This window comes from Streptomyces sp. CA-181903, assembly GCF_050937075.1.
Taxonomy (GTDB): domain Bacteria; phylum Actinomycetota; class Actinomycetes; order Streptomycetales; family Streptomycetaceae; genus Streptomyces.
On sequence record NZ_JBNJLY010000001.1, the window covers coordinates 4656317 to 4671782 of the forward strand.

The following is a 15466-nucleotide window of genomic DNA, read 5'->3' on the forward strand; positions in this document are numbered from 1 at the left end:
GAGGTCACTGCGGCGAGTCCAGCCGGTAGCCGACCCCGCGGACCGTACGGATGAGGGTGGGGGAGGACGGCACGTCCTCGACCTTGGCGCGCAGCCGCTGCACACAGGCGTCCACCAGCCGCGAGTCGCCGAGGTAGTCGTGCTCCCAGACCAGCCGCAGCAGCTGCTGGCGGGAGAGGGCCTGGCCCGGGCGGCGGCTGAGCTCCAGCAGCAGCCGCAGCTCGGTCGGGGTGAGCTGGAGGTCCTCCCCGTTCTTGGTGACCGTCATCGCCGAGCGGTCGATCACCAGCGAACCGAACGTGGCCGAGTCGTTCGACTCCCGCTCGCCCCGGCGCAGCACCGCGCGGATCCGGGCGTCCAGCACCCGGCCCTGCACCGGCTTGACCACGTAGTCGTCCGCGCCCGACTCCAGGCCGACCACCACGTCGATGTCGTCGTTCCGGGCCGTGAGCAGGATGATCGGCAGCTGATCGGTGCGGCGGATGCGGCGGCAGACCTCGAAACCGTCGATCCCCGGCAGCATCACGTCCAGCACGATCAGGTCCGGCCGCTGCTCGCGCAGCAGCTTCAGGCCGTCCTCGCCGGACGCCGCCGTCACCACGCGGTGACCCTGGCGGGACAGGGAGAACTCAAGGGCCGTACGGATGGCGTCGTCGTCCTCGATCAGCAACAGGAAAGGCACAGTGGTCATTCTGGCCTACCGCAGGGCGGTAGTTCGACTTCCGCTCCCGCGGCCCGCCGCCGACCCCCGGCCCGCGGCCCGGCGCGGCCCGTCGCGAAGGCACCGCCCGCTGTTGCACGGCTGTGACAGTCGGCGGACAACGCCATGAAACTGGCCCACCAAGCTGGTGGTCACCGGGCGAGAAGCAGTCCGGAACCACACCGGACCCAGCTGGCTCCACCGACGGGGGGCGCGACATGAACACACTGCACAGCACCACCACCAGCGCAGTTCGCACGCGCCTTCACGACGCCGGGCGGAGCTCCGAGAAGTCCGGTGCCGCGGGCGTACGGGGGTGTGCCCGCGGCACCGGACGCCGGACGCCGGGGATGTACCTGACGGCCATCGACGCCGCCGTGTACGGCGAGCCGGCCGCGCCGCGGGACGGCGAACACGCCCCGGAGGCGGCCACGGCGTTCGAGGCGGACCACGCCAAGGCGTCCCGCGCGGAGGCGGAGTTCACCGCTTACGTCCAGGAGCGCCGGGCCTCCCTCTACGCGACCGCCTACCACCTCACCGGCGACCGCTACGAGGCCGAGGACCTGCTGCAGAGCGCGCTGTTCTCCACCTACCGCGCCTGGGACCGGATCACGGACAAGGCGGCGGTCGGCGGCTACCTGCGCCGCACCATGACCAACCTGCACATCAGCGCCTGGCGCCGGCGCAAGCTCAACGAGTACCCGACCGAGGAGCTGCCGGAGACGGCGGGCGACCAGGACGCGATGCGCGGCACCGAACTGCGCGCGGTCCTCTGGCAGGCGCTCGCCCGGCTGCCCGAGCTCCAGCGGACGATGCTGGTCCTGCGCTACTACGAGGGCCGTACGGACCCCGAGATCGCGGAGATCCTGGACATCAGCGTCGGCACGGTCAAGAGCAGCATCTGGCGCTCGCTGCGCCGGCTGCGCGAAGACGAGGCCATCGGCTCCGGCCGTGGCGTCGAGGAGTCGTTCGGCGAGCTCGTGGCCTAGGACGACTCGGGGGGAACGGGGGAATCGAGGGGGAGAAAAAAGGGGGATAGAGGGGGGAACCACGGGGGAAAGGGGAGCGGGCGGACGGCCGGGGGGTCTGTCCGCCCGCTCCCGCGTTCCCGGGGGCGGGCAGCCCCGCGTCAGACCGTGGCGCCCGGCCGTTCGACCCGTTCCGGCGTGCGCACCTTCTCGCAGTGCCCGGCCGCCGCGGCCGCGATCCGGCCCATCGCCGCGTCCCGGCCGCAGGCGAACGCGCCCAGCGCGGTGTGCCGGGCCACGATCCCCCGCTCGTCGCGCATCAGCCGCAGTCCCCGGCGGATCAGGTAGAGGACCGGCTTGCGGGCCTCGCGCAGGTCGCGCAGCAGCCGGCGGCGGAAGGTCGTCGAGGGGCGGCCGCGCAGACACAGGGCGTCGGCCAGTACGCCCAGGTCGCGGCAGCGGTCGATGATGTCGGCGGCGAAGATGCCCTCCGCCACGAACAGCGGGGTGCGGCCGATGTCCAGCGTGCTCTCGCCGGTCCGCGCGCTGGTGGAGATGTCGTAGAGCGGCACGCCGGTGCGCCGCGTCCGGCAGAGCGCCTCGATCGCGGCGACCGCCGCGTCCGCGTCCCAGGACAGCGGTGAGTCCCAGTCCGGGCCCGCGCCGTCCGGGAGCTGGGGGAGCGTGGGGTCCGTGCCCTCCTTGTAGAAGTCGTCGAGGTTGAGCACCGGAAGTCCGGTGCGGGCGGCGAGGGACGACTTGCCGGAGCCGGAGGGGCCGGTCAGCAGGATCACACGGGCGCACGGCGCCTGGGGCGGGAGGGCAGTCACGGAACACCAGTGTGACGCATTGGGCCGGACGGGGGACCCCCCTGGGTCGCCGGATGCGCCGCGTGTGACCGCTCAACTACGCTGCGTGGCTGAATGGTTCCGGTTCCCGGCTCGGCAGGTGGTCATGGCCTCGCACGCACGTCACGCGTTCCGTCCGTCCTCACGTCTCGCGCGCCCCCTGGTCCGGACGGGGCTGACGCTCACCGCGGGGGCCGCCATCGCCGTCACCGGGGCGGCCGAGGCGAGCGCCCACCCGCATGCCCGGCCGAGTGCCCATCCGAGCGCCCGCCCGGCCGCCCGTCCGGGCAGCACGGCGCAGGCCCAGCTCGGGCCGATCGATCTGGCCGCCGCCGCGGAGGGGGCGCGGATCGGCCTCCAGAAGTCGGTGGAGCCGCTGATCCCGGTGCTGCGGATGCTGCCCGTCAACCCGCTCGCGCGGACGGGCTCGGACCCGCTGAACAACGCGGTCGGTACGCAGGTGGGGGACTTCAAGCCGGTCAGCACGCGGGCGGTGACGGGCTCCCTGTCGGACGGCGGGAAGCTTCAGGACGTCCCGGGGCTGAACCTGCTGCCGCGCTGAGACGCCGGGGGCGCGGGAAGACGGGGGACGCGAGACGCCGGGGGCGCGAGAAGGCGGGGAAAGCGCCGGGGGCGCGAGAAGGCGGGGGAGCAGGGAACGCGAGAGGGCGGGACCGTACGGGTCCCGCCCTCTCGGCGTGCCGCTCAGTACGACGAACCGCCCGCGCCCAGCGACCCCGTCGGGTGCCAGACGGTCTTGGTCTCCAGGAACGCCATCAGCCGCTTGGTGCCCGGCGCCGCCGCCCAGTCCACAGCCTGTGGACGGAGAACGCGCTTCAGGTTGTCCGCCGCGGCCGCCTCCAGCTCGGTCGCGAGCTCGGCGCCCGCCCCGGCCAGGTCGATCGCGTTGACGTCCTGGTGCGCGGCCAGCGACGGCATGATCTCCGCCGCCCGGCCGGACAGGATGTTGACGACGCCGCCCGGCACGTCGGAGGTGGCCAGTACCTCGCCGAGGGAGAGCGCCGGCAGCGGCGCCTTCTCGGACGCGACCACGACGACCGTGTTGCCGGCCGCGATCGCCGGGGCGATCACCGACACCAGGCCAAGGAACGACGACTCCCGCGGCGCGACCACGGCCACGACGCCCGTCGGCTCGGGGGACGAGACGTTGAAGAACGGCCCGGCCACCGGGTTGGTGCCACCCGCGATCTGGGCGATCTTGTCGGTCCAGCCGGCGTACCAGACCCAGCGGTCGATCGCGGCGTCCACCTGCGCGGCGGCCTTGGCCTTGGACAGGCCCTCGGCGTCGGCGACCTCGGCGACGAACTGGTCCCGGCGGCCCTCCAGCATCTCGGCGACGCGGTAGAGGATCTGGCCGCGGTTGTACGCGGTCGCGCCGGACCAGGCGGAGAACGCCTTGCGCGCGGCCACGACGGCGTCACGGCCGTCCTTGCGGGACGACAGGGGCGCGTTGGCGAGCCAATTGCCCTTCGAGTCGGTCACCTCGTACACCCGTCCGCTCTCGGACCGGGGGAACTTGCCCCCGACGAACAGCTTGTAGGTCTTGAAGACACTGAGTCGCTCAGACATCGAGGTAAGCCTCCAGACCGTGACGGCCACCCTCGCGACCGAAGCCCGACTCCTTGTACCCGCCGAAGGGCGAAGTCGGATCGAACTTGTTGAACGTGTTGGCCCAGACGACGCCGGCCCGCAGCTTGCCCGCGACGGCGAGCATGCGCGACCCCTTCTCCGTCCAGATGCCGGCCGACAGCCCGTACTGCGAGTTGTTGGCCTTGGCGACGGCCTCCGCCGGGGTGCGGAACGTCAGGACGGACAGCACCGGGCCGAAGATCTCCTCGCGGGCGATCCGGTGGGCCTGGGTGACGTTGGTGAACACCGTCGGCGCGAACCAGTAGCCGGACGACGGCAGTTCGCAGGACGGGGCCCAGCGCTCGGCGCCTTCCGCGACACCGCTGTCGGCGAGCTCGGTGATGCGGGCGAGCTGCTCGGCGGAGTTGATCGCGCCGACGTCCGTGTTCTTGTCCAGCGGGTCGCCGACGCGCAGCGTCGCCATCCGGCGCTTCAGGGCGTCCATCAGCTCGTCCTGGATCGACTCCTGCACCAGCAGGCGCGAACCGGCGCAGCAGACCTGCCCCTGGTTGAAGAAGATGCCGTTGACGATGCCCTCGACGGCCTGGTCGACCGGGGCGTCGTCGAAGACGATGTTGGCGCCCTTGCCGCCCAGTTCGAGGGTGAGCTTCTTGCCCGTGCCGGCGACGGTCCGGGCGATGGCCTTGCCGACGGCGGTGGAGCCGGTGAAGGCGACCTTGTCGATGCCGTCGTGGCCCACCAGCGCGGCACCCGTCGTGCCGTCACCGGTCAGGATGTTGACGACGCCCTTGGGCAGCCCGGCCTGGCGGCAGATGTCCGCGAAGAACAGGGCGGACAGCGGGGTGGTCTCGGCCGGCTTGAGGACGACCGTGTTGCCCGCGGCGAGCGCCGGGGCGATCTTCCACGCGAGCATCAGCAGCGGGAAGTTCCACGGGATGACCTGGCCCGCGACGCCCAGCGGCCGCGGGTCGGGGCCGAAGCCGGCGTGCTCCAGCTTGTCGGCCCAGCCCGCGTAGTAGAAGAAGTGCGCGGCGACCAGCGGGAGGTCCGCGTCGCGGGTCTCCTTGATCGGCTTGCCGTTGTCCAGCGTCTCCAGGACGGCGAGCTCGCGGGAGCGCTCCTGGATGATGCGGGCGATGCGGAAGAGGTACTTGGCGCGCTCGGAGCCGGGCAGCGCCGACCACTTCTCGAACGCCTTCCTGGCCGCCGTGACGGCCGCGTCCACGTCGGCCTCGGTGGCCTGCGCGACCTCGGAGAGAACCTCCTCGGTCGACGGCGAGACGGTCTTGAAGACCTTGCCGTCGGACGCCTCGCGGAACTCGCCGTCGATGAACAGCCCGTAGGAGGGGGCGATGTCGACGACCGCGCGGGACTCGGGGGCCGGGGTGTAATCAAACGCGGTGTTCATAGCGTTCATAGCGGTCAGTCCACCGTCACGTAGTCGGGGCCGGAGTAGCGACCGGTGCTCAGCTTCTGGCGCTGCATCAGCAGGTCGTTGAGGAGGCTGGACGCGCCGAAGCGGAACCACTGGTTGGTCAGCCACTCGTCGCCCGCGGTCTCGTTCACCAGCACCAGGAACTTGATCGCGTCCTTGGTGGTGCGGATGCCGCCCGCCGGCTTGACGCCGACCTGGACGCCGGTCAGCGCGCGGAAGTCGCGGACGGCCTCCAGCATCAGCAGCGTGTTGGCGGGGGTGGCGTTGACGGCGACCTTGCCGGTCGAGGTCTTGATGAAGTCGGCGCCGGCCAGCATGCCGAGCCAGGAGGCACGGCGGATGTTGTCGTACGTCGACAGCTCGCCGGTCTCGAAGATCACCTTCAGCCGGGCGGCGGTGCCGTCCGGGCGGCGGCACGCCTCCTTGACGGCCTTGATCTCCTCGAACACGGAGAGGTAGCGGCCGGCGAGGAACGCGCCACGGTCGATCACCATGTCGATCTCGTCGGCGCCCGCGGCCACGGCGTCCGCCGTGTCGGCCAGCTTCACCGGCAGCGCGGCGCGGCCGGCCGGGAACGCGGTGGCGACCGAGGCGACCTTGACGTCCGAGCCCTTCAGGGCCTCGGCCGCGGTGGCCACCATGTCGGGGTAGACGCAGATCGCGGCCGTGCGCGGGGTGCCGCGGTCCGTCGGGTCCGGGTTGAGGGCCTTGGCGCACAGCGCCCGGACCTTGCCCGGGGTGTCCGCGCCCTCCAGGGTCGTCAGGTCGATCATCGAGATCGCCAGGTCGATGGCGTAAGCCTTCGCCGTCGTCTTGATCGAGCGGGTGCCGAGCGCGGCGGCGCGGCCCTCCAGCCCGACCGGGTCGACGCCCGGGAGGCCGTGCAGGAAGCGGCGCAGCGCACCGTCGGAGGCGGTCACATCCGCCAGCGAGGCCAGTCGCTCCGCGGCTTCGTTGCCGTGGGAAGGAACAGTGGGCATGGTCACCCGATGAGCATATCTACGCGCGTAGCGCGTGTCACCCCCTGCGGGGTGTCGGAGCGGTGTCGAAGTGGTCTGGGGGTGGTTCGGAAGCGGCGCCGGAGCGGTGCCCGGCTGTGCGCCGAAGCGGGGCCGAAGTGAGGTTGAAGTGGGGTCGATGCGAGGCCGAGGCGGGGCCGAAGTGGGGTCGATGCGAGGTGGAAGCGGGGTCGAAGCGGGGTCGAAGCGGGGCGAAGACCATCGGAGGAACTTCCTCCGTTTACTGTCGAACGTCCGTGACATACGAAAGACCGTGCGATGACACGCGATCCATAGATTTTTCCCAGCACGACCGCCCGACTCACCGGCCCCACACCTTGAGGAAAGCGGCATACGGATCGCCTATCCCGTCCAGCGCTCGTCACCAGGAGCCACGCATGTCCCGTCGCCGTAACACCCTGCGCATCACCCTCGCCTCGGCCGCCGTCGCGGGGGTCGTGCTCGCCCCGGTCTCCTCCGCCTTCGCGTCGTCCCACACCCCTGCCGCCGCGTCGGCGAAGCCCTCGGCGGCCCGGACCGCCAAGGCGCACAAGGACTTTCCGCCCGTTCCGTCGGGCAAGTGCGTGTACAAGAAGTCGCTGAGCATCGGAGCGGGCGCGTCCGCCGACCTCTACAACACCACCGGCGGCCCGCAGGTCTTCCTCATGACCACCGACGAGCGCGGCCGTCCCGAGGTCTTCGGCCACCTCGACCGCAAGCACCCGTCGCTGCCCAAGGACGCGGGCATCATTGCCAAGATCGTCAATGCGGGCAGCGCGCAGCCGAAGTTCGTGTTCCAGACGCAGGGCGGCCCCGGCAGCCACCCGGAGACGGTTCCGTTCCGCAAGCTGCCCAAGGGCTGCGTCGCGGTGCACCACGTCAAGTAACACTCCGCTTCACCCTCCATCACCCCGGCAGTACCCCGGCACCGGGGCGGACCGTCGTCACCAGCGGCCCGCCCCGGTGCCGTCGTTTCCCTTTTGACGTGTGCGTTCCCGCTGGTACGGGCGGTACGGCGTTGCCGTACTGCAACGTCCGGGAGGCCCGCAGTCCGGCAGAATCGGGCCATGACGAGTTCACCAGAAGCGCCGGAGTTCGCCGAGCGCCGCTACCGCTCGGCCGCCGGCATCGCGAGCGGCGTCCTGCTGCTGGCGCTGGCCGCCTGGCTGGGCGGCGACGCGATCGTGCGGGGCAGCGGCCGGACGCCCTGGCTGGCGCTGGCGGGGCTGTTGTTCCTGGTGCCGCTGGTCATCGCGTTCACCGTGCGTCCCGCGGTCTGGGCCTCCGAGGACCGCCTCCTCGTCCGCAACCCCTTCCGGACGATCACCCTCCCGTGGTCCCGCGTCGCCGCCGTCCGCGCCGGATACTCCAGCGAGGTGCTGACCGAGACCGCGAAGTACCAGCTCTGGGCCATCCCCGTCTCCCTCCGCCAGCGCAAGCGCGCCGCAGGACGCCAGCAGCGCGCCGCGGCGGAGGGCATCAGCGACCGGGTCACCCTCCGCCCTTCCGACACCCCGGACCGCTCCCCCTCCGACCAGGCCATCGAAGACCTCCGCGACCTCGCCGAGCGGTGTGCCCGACGGGAGGGCGCGCAGGGGGAGACGTCGGTCCGGTGGGCTTACGAGCTGATCGTGCCGTCGTTGGTGGGGCTGGTGTTGTGTGTGGTGCTGTACACGGTGATCTGACGGTGACGGTCTGATCGCGGTGATCTGACGATGACGGTCTGATCGCGGCGGTCCGACTGCGGCGGTTCGACCGTGACGATCTGGCTGATCCAGGCGATCTGGACGATCTGATGGTCACCCCACCGCGACGGTGACGGCCTTCTCCCGACATCTGCGACAGAGCACGCCGGGGTGGGCGGCACGGACGGCGCGTTCGCAACCGTCGCAGTTCTGGAAGGGGAGAGGCTTCGGCACGGCCTCCTGAGCGGGGCGCGGCGGCCGGAGCGGCCCTTCGGGCAGCGCGGGCGGCAGCCCGTGTACGAGCCGGTGCCGCAGCAACCGCGCGGGCCGGACGATCCGCCCGACGGGCAGATCGGCGGTCAGCGCCCGGACGACGTGGACGGGCCCGACACCCCGGTCCAGCCAGGCCCGTACGGCGGGGGCGAGTTCGCGGACGTCGGCGGCGGAGAGCAGCAGGCGCGGATCGTAGCGGCGGAGGACGGCGAGCAGATCGGCGGCGGGCCGATCGGTGACGGGCTGATCGGTGACAGGTTGGTCGGCGATGGGCCGATCGGCGGGTGCGGTGCCCGGATACGTACTCGGCCGCTCGCCCGGCCGGTCGGCGTAGGGCTCACCGCCGCCCGGCCCACCGGCTTCGCGCTCGGTACGTTCACCGAGCCGTCCGGCGGGCAGTTCCCGCGCCCACGCACCGCCGCCACCTGCCTCGTCGCCGGGGACCCGTCCACTGGGCGCCGGCTCCCGGACACCGGACGACGTGCCGCCGACGCCCGGCGGTACGGCCTTCGGCGCGGGCGCGGGCGCGGGCGGGGGCGGCGAGGCCGGGGACGCGGAGGTGGACGCGGACGGCGTGGGCGGGGACACCGACGGGACGGGCGGCCGTCGCCCGATCACCCCCACCGGTCCCGCCGCCCCCACTGGTCCCGCCGCCCCCGCCGGACCCGTCGCCCCCACCGGTCCCGGCCGCCGCAACTCCCGTACACACTCCCGCGCCACCGCCCGCGGGTGTTCGTTCCACCGTGTGACGGTGACGACCTGCCCGCCCTCCGTCCGGACGCGCCACCGCTCCAAATACCCGGCGGCCTCCAACTCCCGCAGACCGCGCCCGATCACCACCTCGCCCTCACGGAAGCGGCGGGCGAGGTCCTTGATGCCGATGGGAGCGCCGTCGGGGAGCGACTGCACGTACACCCCGATCCCGATCGCGACCAGCGACAGTTCGCGGTGCTGCGGGAGGTGGTTGCCGACGACGGTGAAGTGACTCGTGTGCCGGTGCCGCAGGTGGATCACTCCACCGTGCGAACGCCCGACGCGCGCGGAAGCCCGCGCGCTAGACTGCGCCTCAGTCATGGGGAAGCTGCTTCTTCCTCGGTGATCAGGCCCTCGCCCGGGATGCCCGTCCCGGCGGGGGCCGTCTGCGTTTGTGGGGCCGTTCGCCGCGACCGTACCGCGCCGCTCGGCGCACGATCCACCGCGTCACCCGATGGGGTGACGGGGGAGGGTTTGGTTGGGTATGGCTTTCCCAACTTCCTTTTCCTACAGGCATCCGGCCGCCCCGGGAGGCGGCCCGCCGGGTCTCGGTTTGCCCGATCCGGCGCGGGCCTCCTCCGTCACCCTCGGGCCAATAATCACGTGGCGGATGGTCGTCACCGTGCGAGCGCGTCGTGGCTGACCGGTGGGGGGAGCCGTCCACGCCGGCGAGTGGCGGACCAATCCCAACTCCTGGCCCTCGGATACCCGTTCAGTCAGTCGAGATCGTCTTGAGGGCGAGGGTCCGCAGCGGTGCGAGGCGTACGCGGGCCGGGCCGTGGTAGACGGCGTTCGTGCAGATCACCAGGTAGCGCCCGGTCGAGGGGGCGAGGTACAGGCTGGTGCCGGTGAAGCCGTGGTGATACGCGACGGACCCGCCGGCGGCGAGAATCCACGACAGACCACGGTCGAGGCCCGGTTCGATCGGAGCGTGGGGGACGAGACTGGAGCGGAGCCAGTCACCCAGCGGGTCGCTTTCGTCGGCGGACAGCAGGGCTTGGGCGTAGGTGGCGAGGTCGGCTGGGGTGGAGAACACTCCGGCGTGACCGGCCACGCCTCCCATGAGCCCGGCGTTGTCGTCGTGAGCGGCGCCCCAGATGCGCGGGGCGCCGGGAAGTCGCTGTTCGGTGGGGGCCACGCCGGAGGTACGGGCGACCGGGCCGTAGGACGTGCTGCGCATGCCGAGCCTGCCCCACATGTCGGTTGCCAGTTGGTCGAGGGGCCGGCAGTGAAGGTGGGTGAGGGCGAGGCCGAGGAGGATGTAGCCGCGGTTGATGTAGCGGTGGGCGCCGGGGGTGTCCTCCAGCGGTTCGCGGCACAGGAGTTCGTGCAGCGGCAGGTCCGCGCCACGGTAGTGGTCCAGCCGGGTGGAGGCGCGGAGGCCGGAAGTGTGCGTGATCAACTGCCGTACGCCGGCTTCCCCGCTGGGGGCTTCCCCGTTCATCACCGGAAGGCTGTCGCGGATGGGAGCGTCCAAGTCGATCAGCCCGTCCTGGACGGCCCGGCCGACGAGCGGCCAGGTGGCCACGACCTTCGTCAGCGACGCGATGTCGTAGACCGTGTGCGCGGAGGGCGGCTGTGATCCGCACTCGGGAGCGACCACGCCGGCCACCATGACCTCCTGGCCGTGACCGACGGTCCCCGCGACGACGACACCGCCCGGACTCGCACCGTCGGCCACCACTTCTCGCAGCGTCTCCCCGAGGCGGGCGGTGTCGTCGGCGCTGAACGGTACGGGCATCTAGACCTCCGGTTCGATGGTGACCTCGGCGCCCAGCCTGGCCAGGTTCGCGAGCAGATGGCCGTAGCCGCGCCGCAAGTGGTGCAGACCCCGGATCGTAGAGGTGCCGTCGGCGGCCAGGGCGGCGATCAGCAGTGCCGCCACCGCTCGGATGTCGGCAGCCTGCACGTCTGCGGCGTGAAGCCGTCGGGGGCCGTGCAGGCGGATTATTGACCCCGTGACGGTGACCTCCGCGCCGAAGGCCCGCAGCGGGACGACATGAGTGTCCCGCCGGGGGTACACCCACTCACCGATCAACGACGGCCCGGCGGCCTGGGTGAGCAGCGCTGCCAACTGTGGGGCGGTGTCGGTGGGGAAGCCGGGATGCGGCCCGGTGGCGACCTCCACGCCGGACAGTTCCCTCACGAGCTGCACGCGGACGGTCTGGCCGTCGGCGGCGAGGGCGATGCCCGCGTGGGCAAGTGTGGTGATCAACCCGACGGGGAGGTGGTCGAGGGTGATGCCGTCCAGGGCCACGCACCCCCCGGTCGCGGCAACCGCCATGGCGACGGTGGCGGCCTCGATGCGGTCGCCCACGATCGCGAAGGTGCCGCCGTCGATCCGGTCACTCCCCGATACGTGTAGCCCTTCGACGTCCCAGTGGATCGCGACGCCCCGAACGGCGAGGAACCGGCAGGTCTCGATCACCTCGGGCTCGATGCTCGGGCTCGTGATCAACGAGGCACCCGGGATGCGTGCGGCCAGGAGCACTGCCGTCACCGTCGCTCCCAGACTCGGCCCGTATGGGGTGTTCACGTCCACGGTGAAAGCACGCAGGCCGCGTCGCCCAGACAGAACCCGGAGTTCTGTCGGTGTCGAGACGACCTCTGCCCCGGCGGCCCGCATCGCCGCCAGATGGCGGTCGATCAACCGTGGACAGAACGCGTCACCACCGGGGTACGGAAAGGTGACCTCCCCGGCACGGGCAAGGACAGCGGATGCCAGGACGGCCGTGGTGCGGACCTGCCGGCCGAGTGCGTCCGGAACCACCGGCCTCAGCGTTTCGGCCGGACTGACCACGAATTGGTTGCCGTCGAACATGGCTTCGGCGCCGATGTGCCGGAGGATCCGGGCACAGACGCCGGTGTCCACGATGTCCGGCGCCCGCACCAGGACCAGCGGGGTATCGGCCAGGAGCGCCGCCGCGTACAGGTGAAGGGCGATGTTCTTGCTGCCCTGCACTGGATACCGGCCGGTCAGGGCTCGGTTTCCGGTGACTTTCACGAGACCGTCAGACGAGGTGGTCATGGTCACCTGACCCGTGAACCGGCAGGCAGGAAGCCGCCGATGTGGTTGTGGGGATAGACCACACTGCCGGGGCCGATCAGCGTCCCCGGTGACAGCACCGTCCCGGCGGGCAATGCGACCTCGTCACCGATGACCGCACCGAATTTCGTCTGGCCGCTGCTGATCCGGCGCCCGTCCAGGGTGACGGTGATTTCCTCGATCGCCGGTTCGACGACCGGACCACGGTCGCAGCGCAGGCCGGTCGTGGAGCAGAAGGCTCCGAGGTTGACGCGGTACCCGACCACCGAGTCGCCGACGAAGCAGGGGTGCTTGGCGAAGACGTGTCCGGCCAGCAGGCTACGGGTGATGTCCGCCCCGAAGCCGATCCGGCAGCCGGGGCCGATCACGGCGTAGTCCCGCACCAGAGCGCCGGCCCCGATGACCGCACCGGAGCAGACCAGGACGGGGCCGACCACTTGGGCTCCGGCTTCGATTCGTGCTCCCTCCTGCACGATGACGTCGCCCTGGCACAGCGCTCCGTTCTCGATCGTGCCGCCCCGGTCTGCGTCCAGGCCGCACGCGGTGGGGTCGTCCAGGTCCGCGACCATGGCCGGCTTGACGTCGAACACGGTCCGGCAGCGTGCCATCAGCCGTGCGAGGTAGGGGCTGAGCGCGTTGAGGTTGAGGTAGTAGCCCGTGCTGAGCCGCACGTCTTCCGCCGTCGCCGCGGAATCGGGAAGGTGCTGCTGCATGGGGATGCCTCCATAGCGTCGAAGGGCTGATGTGCAGGAAGTGCGCGCGCCAGGGGCGCGACTGGAAGTGGAGGGACGCTGAGGGCTCCGGCACCCCGAAGCAGGTTCGCCGCCGGGCACCGGAGCCGGATCAAGCAGGGGTGTCAGTGATCGGGTCGGTGTCCGGGGCTACGACTGCGAAGCCCGGGTGCAAGGACTCGGCGCGCATGTCTCGATCGACGATCACCGCCAGGAGGGCGAAGGCGGTAGCTTGTTGCGCCCAGCCAGACGGCCACGGCCACGGCTTCCGGGTCGATTCGGCGCCGGTGGGGCCCATCACCGCGACACCTCCGAACGGGCCCGTTCACGAGCGGCCATGGCTCGTTCGACCTGGAGGGCCACCGCGTACAACTGGCCGGGTTCGAGGATCAGTTCCGTACGAACCGCGCCTCCGTCACGAAGACGCACCTCAACCGCGAACCGGGTCTCCTCCGTCGCGTGGTCGTATCGGGCGTCCCGCTGCATCAGGACCACGCGATCGACCATGGGGGCGCTACCGGATTCGCGAGGCCCCCGAAGCCCCTGGTCGGCAACCGCGCTGTGCGTCACCTCATCCAGGGGCATGCCGGTCCTGGCTGTTCCTGTGCCATGCATCGTGGGATCACCGTCTCTTCTGCTCGCCAGGTCCGCCGAACAGGGACGGGCCAGCGGCCGGGCTGTGGGCATGGGTGTCATGCCGAGGCTTGGACGATCGGTCGGCGATGTCAGTTAAGGGCCGGGCGACAAGCGCGGTAACCCCACGCAGGGGGCACCCATGATGGGTACATTCCGTGGGGGGTACTACCAACTCAGGGGACAAGAATGGAACTTCCGGCGTCACCGGCAGCGCTTCCACCAGCACTTCTGAATGATCGGCGTGTCGCCGAAGCGCTGGCCCGCCGTGATGTCGGCGCCTTGTTCGCACTCGCTCACGAGGCGGGCATCAGTTTCAACCGCATCAGCGAAGCATGCGGCATCCGTGCCGAACGCGTGAGCCAGATAGCGAAGGGGCATGGGACCGTCACGTCCCTTTCCGGCCTGGAGCGGATCGCTGACGGGCTCCGGATCGCCGGCCGGTGTTTAGGCTTGGCCGAGAGGCCGTGGGAGAGCGCGGGTACACGAACTCCCCAACAGTATCGGGAAGATGGAGAAGATCCGATGAAGCGCCGCGACGTAGTCCGCGGCGCGCTCGCTGCCGGTCTGGCAGGTTCCGGGCTCGCCGCTTTGACCACCACACGCCACGACATCGACGCCGCTCTGGCCGCCGACCATACGTCGTCCGATCTCGGCTTCTGGGAGAGCACCGCCGAGCGGTACGGATACGGCTACCACGGCCAGGCGCCGGCCGACGTACTGGCCGATCTCGCCGGGGACTTCGGCGAGCTGAGGGCACTTCTGGCGCGACCGCAGACAGTCAAAGGCCGGGCCACGCTGTGCTACGTGACCGGCCGGATGGCGGGCATGGTCGCCATCGTCCTGCATGATCTCGGCCAGGACCGCGAAGCCCATCGATGGTTCCGCACGGCCGGCCGGGCCGCCGAGCAGTCGGGGGACAACCTCCTGCACGCGTGGGTCCTGGGCCGCGAGGCGATGGTGCCTCTCAACTACGGGGCTCCGCAGGCGGCCGCGCACCTGGCCGAACAAGCCCGGCACCTGGCGGGAGACAAGCCCAGTGCCGCCGCTGCGTTGGCCTCGGCCGTTGCTTCGCGCGCTTACGCCAGTGGCGGCCACCGGGAGAAGGCCCTGCATGCGGTGGCCGACGTCGAAGCTCTTGCGGAGCGGCTCACGCCCCAGCAGCATGCCGACACCTGGTTCGGCTACCCGATGCAGAAACATCATGTCCACATGAGCCAGGCCCTGACTCTGCTCGGGGAGACCGACCGGGCCTACGAGACCCAGGGACGGGCGCTTGAGCTGTCGCGCATGCCGTCGCACATGACCCGCGCTCTGATCGCCATCGATCAGGCGGTTTGCCGGGCCCATGACGGTGACCGAGCCGAAGCGGCGCACATCGCCGCCCAGGCGTACGGTGGTCTGCCGACCTCCTATCAGACCGGTCTCACCCGGACTCGGGCGCTCGCCCTGTACCGGACACTCCCCAGGGATACCCCCGGTCGCGATCAACTCGCGGGTGCGTTGGGAGTCGCCGGCTGACCCGCGGGCGGGGGCGTCGCCGGAGCCGGCGAATCAGGCGCGGTTCCACCAAGATCAGGATGATGTGGACCGCGTCGCCGGTAGCGGCAGCGCCGCGGCGGCGATGTACATGGACGACCTCGGGCGGACCTGCCGGCGGCTCGCTGACTGCCTCGACGAGTGAGGCGCCGGTGCGCGCCGGCCGTGGAGCCCGGATGCGTGACCCGGAGGGCACGGCGGCTCGGCGCGCAGCCCGGCCCCGCCCCGTATTACGCTGGCAACAGG

15 protein-coding genes are annotated in these 15466 nt (G+C 71.3%); 5 read left to right on the forward strand and 10 right to left on the reverse strand.

What is annotated here, in order from left to right:
* Window positions 1–4: 4 nt before the first annotated feature.
* Window positions 5–682 (reverse strand): two-component system response regulator AfsQ1, encoded by a 678-nt coding sequence (gene afsQ1 / locus ACQEVS_RS20930; protein WP_004943811.1) that lies wholly within the window; start codon window positions 680–682, stop codon window positions 5–7.
* Window positions 683–918: 236 nt separating this feature from the next.
* Between afsQ1 and ACQEVS_RS20935 the strand changes: the two genes are divergently transcribed.
* A complete protein-coding gene (locus tag ACQEVS_RS20935; RefSeq protein ID WP_433022543.1) occupies window positions 919–1689 on the forward strand; it encodes a SigE family RNA polymerase sigma factor in 771 nt (256 codons plus the stop codon).
* Between the two features lie 140 nt (window positions 1690–1829).
* Here ACQEVS_RS20935 and ACQEVS_RS20940 read toward each other — a convergent pair whose 3' ends face one another.
* Window positions 1830–2498 carry an ATP-binding protein gene (locus ACQEVS_RS20940; protein ID WP_433022545.1) on the reverse strand — a complete coding sequence of 223 codons (669 nt, stop codon included), beginning with the start codon at window positions 2496–2498 and terminating at the stop codon, window positions 1830–1832.
* Between the two features lie 85 nt (window positions 2499–2583).
* On the opposite strand from ACQEVS_RS20940, the gene ACQEVS_RS20945 reads away from it, so the two are divergent.
* The gene (locus tag ACQEVS_RS20945; RefSeq protein ID WP_433022547.1) at window positions 2584–3078 is read left to right on the forward strand and encodes a hypothetical protein; all 495 of its coding nucleotides are present in this window, start codon (window positions 2584–2586) and stop codon (window positions 3076–3078) included.
* A gap of 143 nt (window positions 3079–3221) precedes the next feature.
* On the opposite strand, the gene ACQEVS_RS20950 is transcribed toward ACQEVS_RS20945, so the two are convergent.
* Genes ACQEVS_RS20950 through deoC form a run of 3 tightly spaced genes read right to left on the reverse strand, consistent with a single transcriptional unit; the run spans window position 3222 to window position 6542 of the window.
* Complete coding sequence (locus tag ACQEVS_RS20950) at window positions 3222–4106, reverse strand: aldehyde dehydrogenase family protein (RefSeq protein ID WP_433022549.1); 885 nt, start codon at window positions 4104–4106, stop codon at window positions 3222–3224.
* Entirely contained in the window at window positions 4099–5535 is a 1437-nt protein-coding gene (locus ACQEVS_RS20955) for an aldehyde dehydrogenase family protein (RefSeq protein ID WP_433027761.1), read from the reverse strand. Before ACQEVS_RS20955 ends, ACQEVS_RS20950 begins: the two co-directional genes overlap by 8 nt.
* A 14-nt stretch (window positions 5536–5549) precedes the next feature.
* Window positions 5550–6542, reverse strand: a complete 993-nt coding sequence (deoC, locus tag ACQEVS_RS20960) for a deoxyribose-phosphate aldolase (protein ID WP_433027764.1) — start codon at window positions 6540–6542, stop codon at window positions 5550–5552.
* Window positions 6543–6958: 416 nt separating this feature from the next.
* Between deoC and ACQEVS_RS20965 the strand changes: the two genes are divergently transcribed.
* Together ACQEVS_RS20965 and ACQEVS_RS20970 are read left to right on the forward strand one after the other, a co-directional pair.
* Entirely contained in the window at window positions 6959–7447 is a 489-nt protein-coding gene (locus tag ACQEVS_RS20965; protein ID WP_433022551.1) for a hypothetical protein, read from the forward strand.
* A gap of 180 nt (window positions 7448–7627) precedes the next feature.
* Window positions 7628–8245 (forward strand): PH domain-containing protein, encoded by a 618-nt coding sequence (locus tag ACQEVS_RS20970; protein WP_433022553.1) that lies wholly within the window; start codon window positions 7628–7630, stop codon window positions 8243–8245.
* Between the two features lie 114 nt (window positions 8246–8359).
* On the opposite strand, the gene ACQEVS_RS20975 is transcribed toward ACQEVS_RS20970, so the two are convergent.
* The 5 genes from ACQEVS_RS20975 to ACQEVS_RS20995 form a co-directional block, all read right to left on the reverse strand.
* Window positions 8360–9592 carry a hypothetical protein gene (locus ACQEVS_RS20975; protein WP_433022555.1) on the reverse strand — a complete coding sequence of 411 codons (1233 nt, stop codon included), beginning with the start codon at window positions 9590–9592 and terminating at the stop codon, window positions 8360–8362.
* A gap of 391 nt (window positions 9593–9983) precedes the next feature.
* Window positions 9984–11012, reverse strand: a complete 1029-nt coding sequence (locus ACQEVS_RS20980; protein WP_433022557.1) for a serine hydrolase domain-containing protein — start codon at window positions 11010–11012, stop codon at window positions 9984–9986.
* On the reverse strand, window positions 11013–12299 hold the full coding sequence (locus tag ACQEVS_RS20985) for a UDP-N-acetylglucosamine 1-carboxyvinyltransferase (protein ID WP_433022559.1): 1287 nt from the start codon (window positions 12297–12299) through the stop codon (window positions 11013–11015).
* Window positions 12300–12301: 2 nt separating this feature from the next.
* The gene (locus tag ACQEVS_RS20990) at window positions 12302–13030 is read right to left on the reverse strand and encodes a hypothetical protein (protein ID WP_433022561.1); all 729 of its coding nucleotides are present in this window, start codon (window positions 13028–13030) and stop codon (window positions 12302–12304) included.
* Window positions 13031–13345: 315 nt separating this feature from the next.
* Window positions 13346–13555 carry a hypothetical protein gene (locus ACQEVS_RS20995; protein WP_433022563.1) on the reverse strand — a complete coding sequence of 70 codons (210 nt, stop codon included), beginning with the start codon at window positions 13553–13555 and terminating at the stop codon, window positions 13346–13348.
* A gap of 315 nt (window positions 13556–13870) precedes the next feature.
* Here ACQEVS_RS20995 and ACQEVS_RS21000 point away from each other — a divergent pair, with 315 nt between their 5' ends.
* Window positions 13871–15202, forward strand: coding sequence for a hypothetical protein (locus ACQEVS_RS21000; RefSeq protein ID WP_433022565.1), 1332 nt, complete (start codon window positions 13871–13873; stop codon window positions 15200–15202).
* Window positions 15203–15466 lie beyond the last annotated feature (264 nt).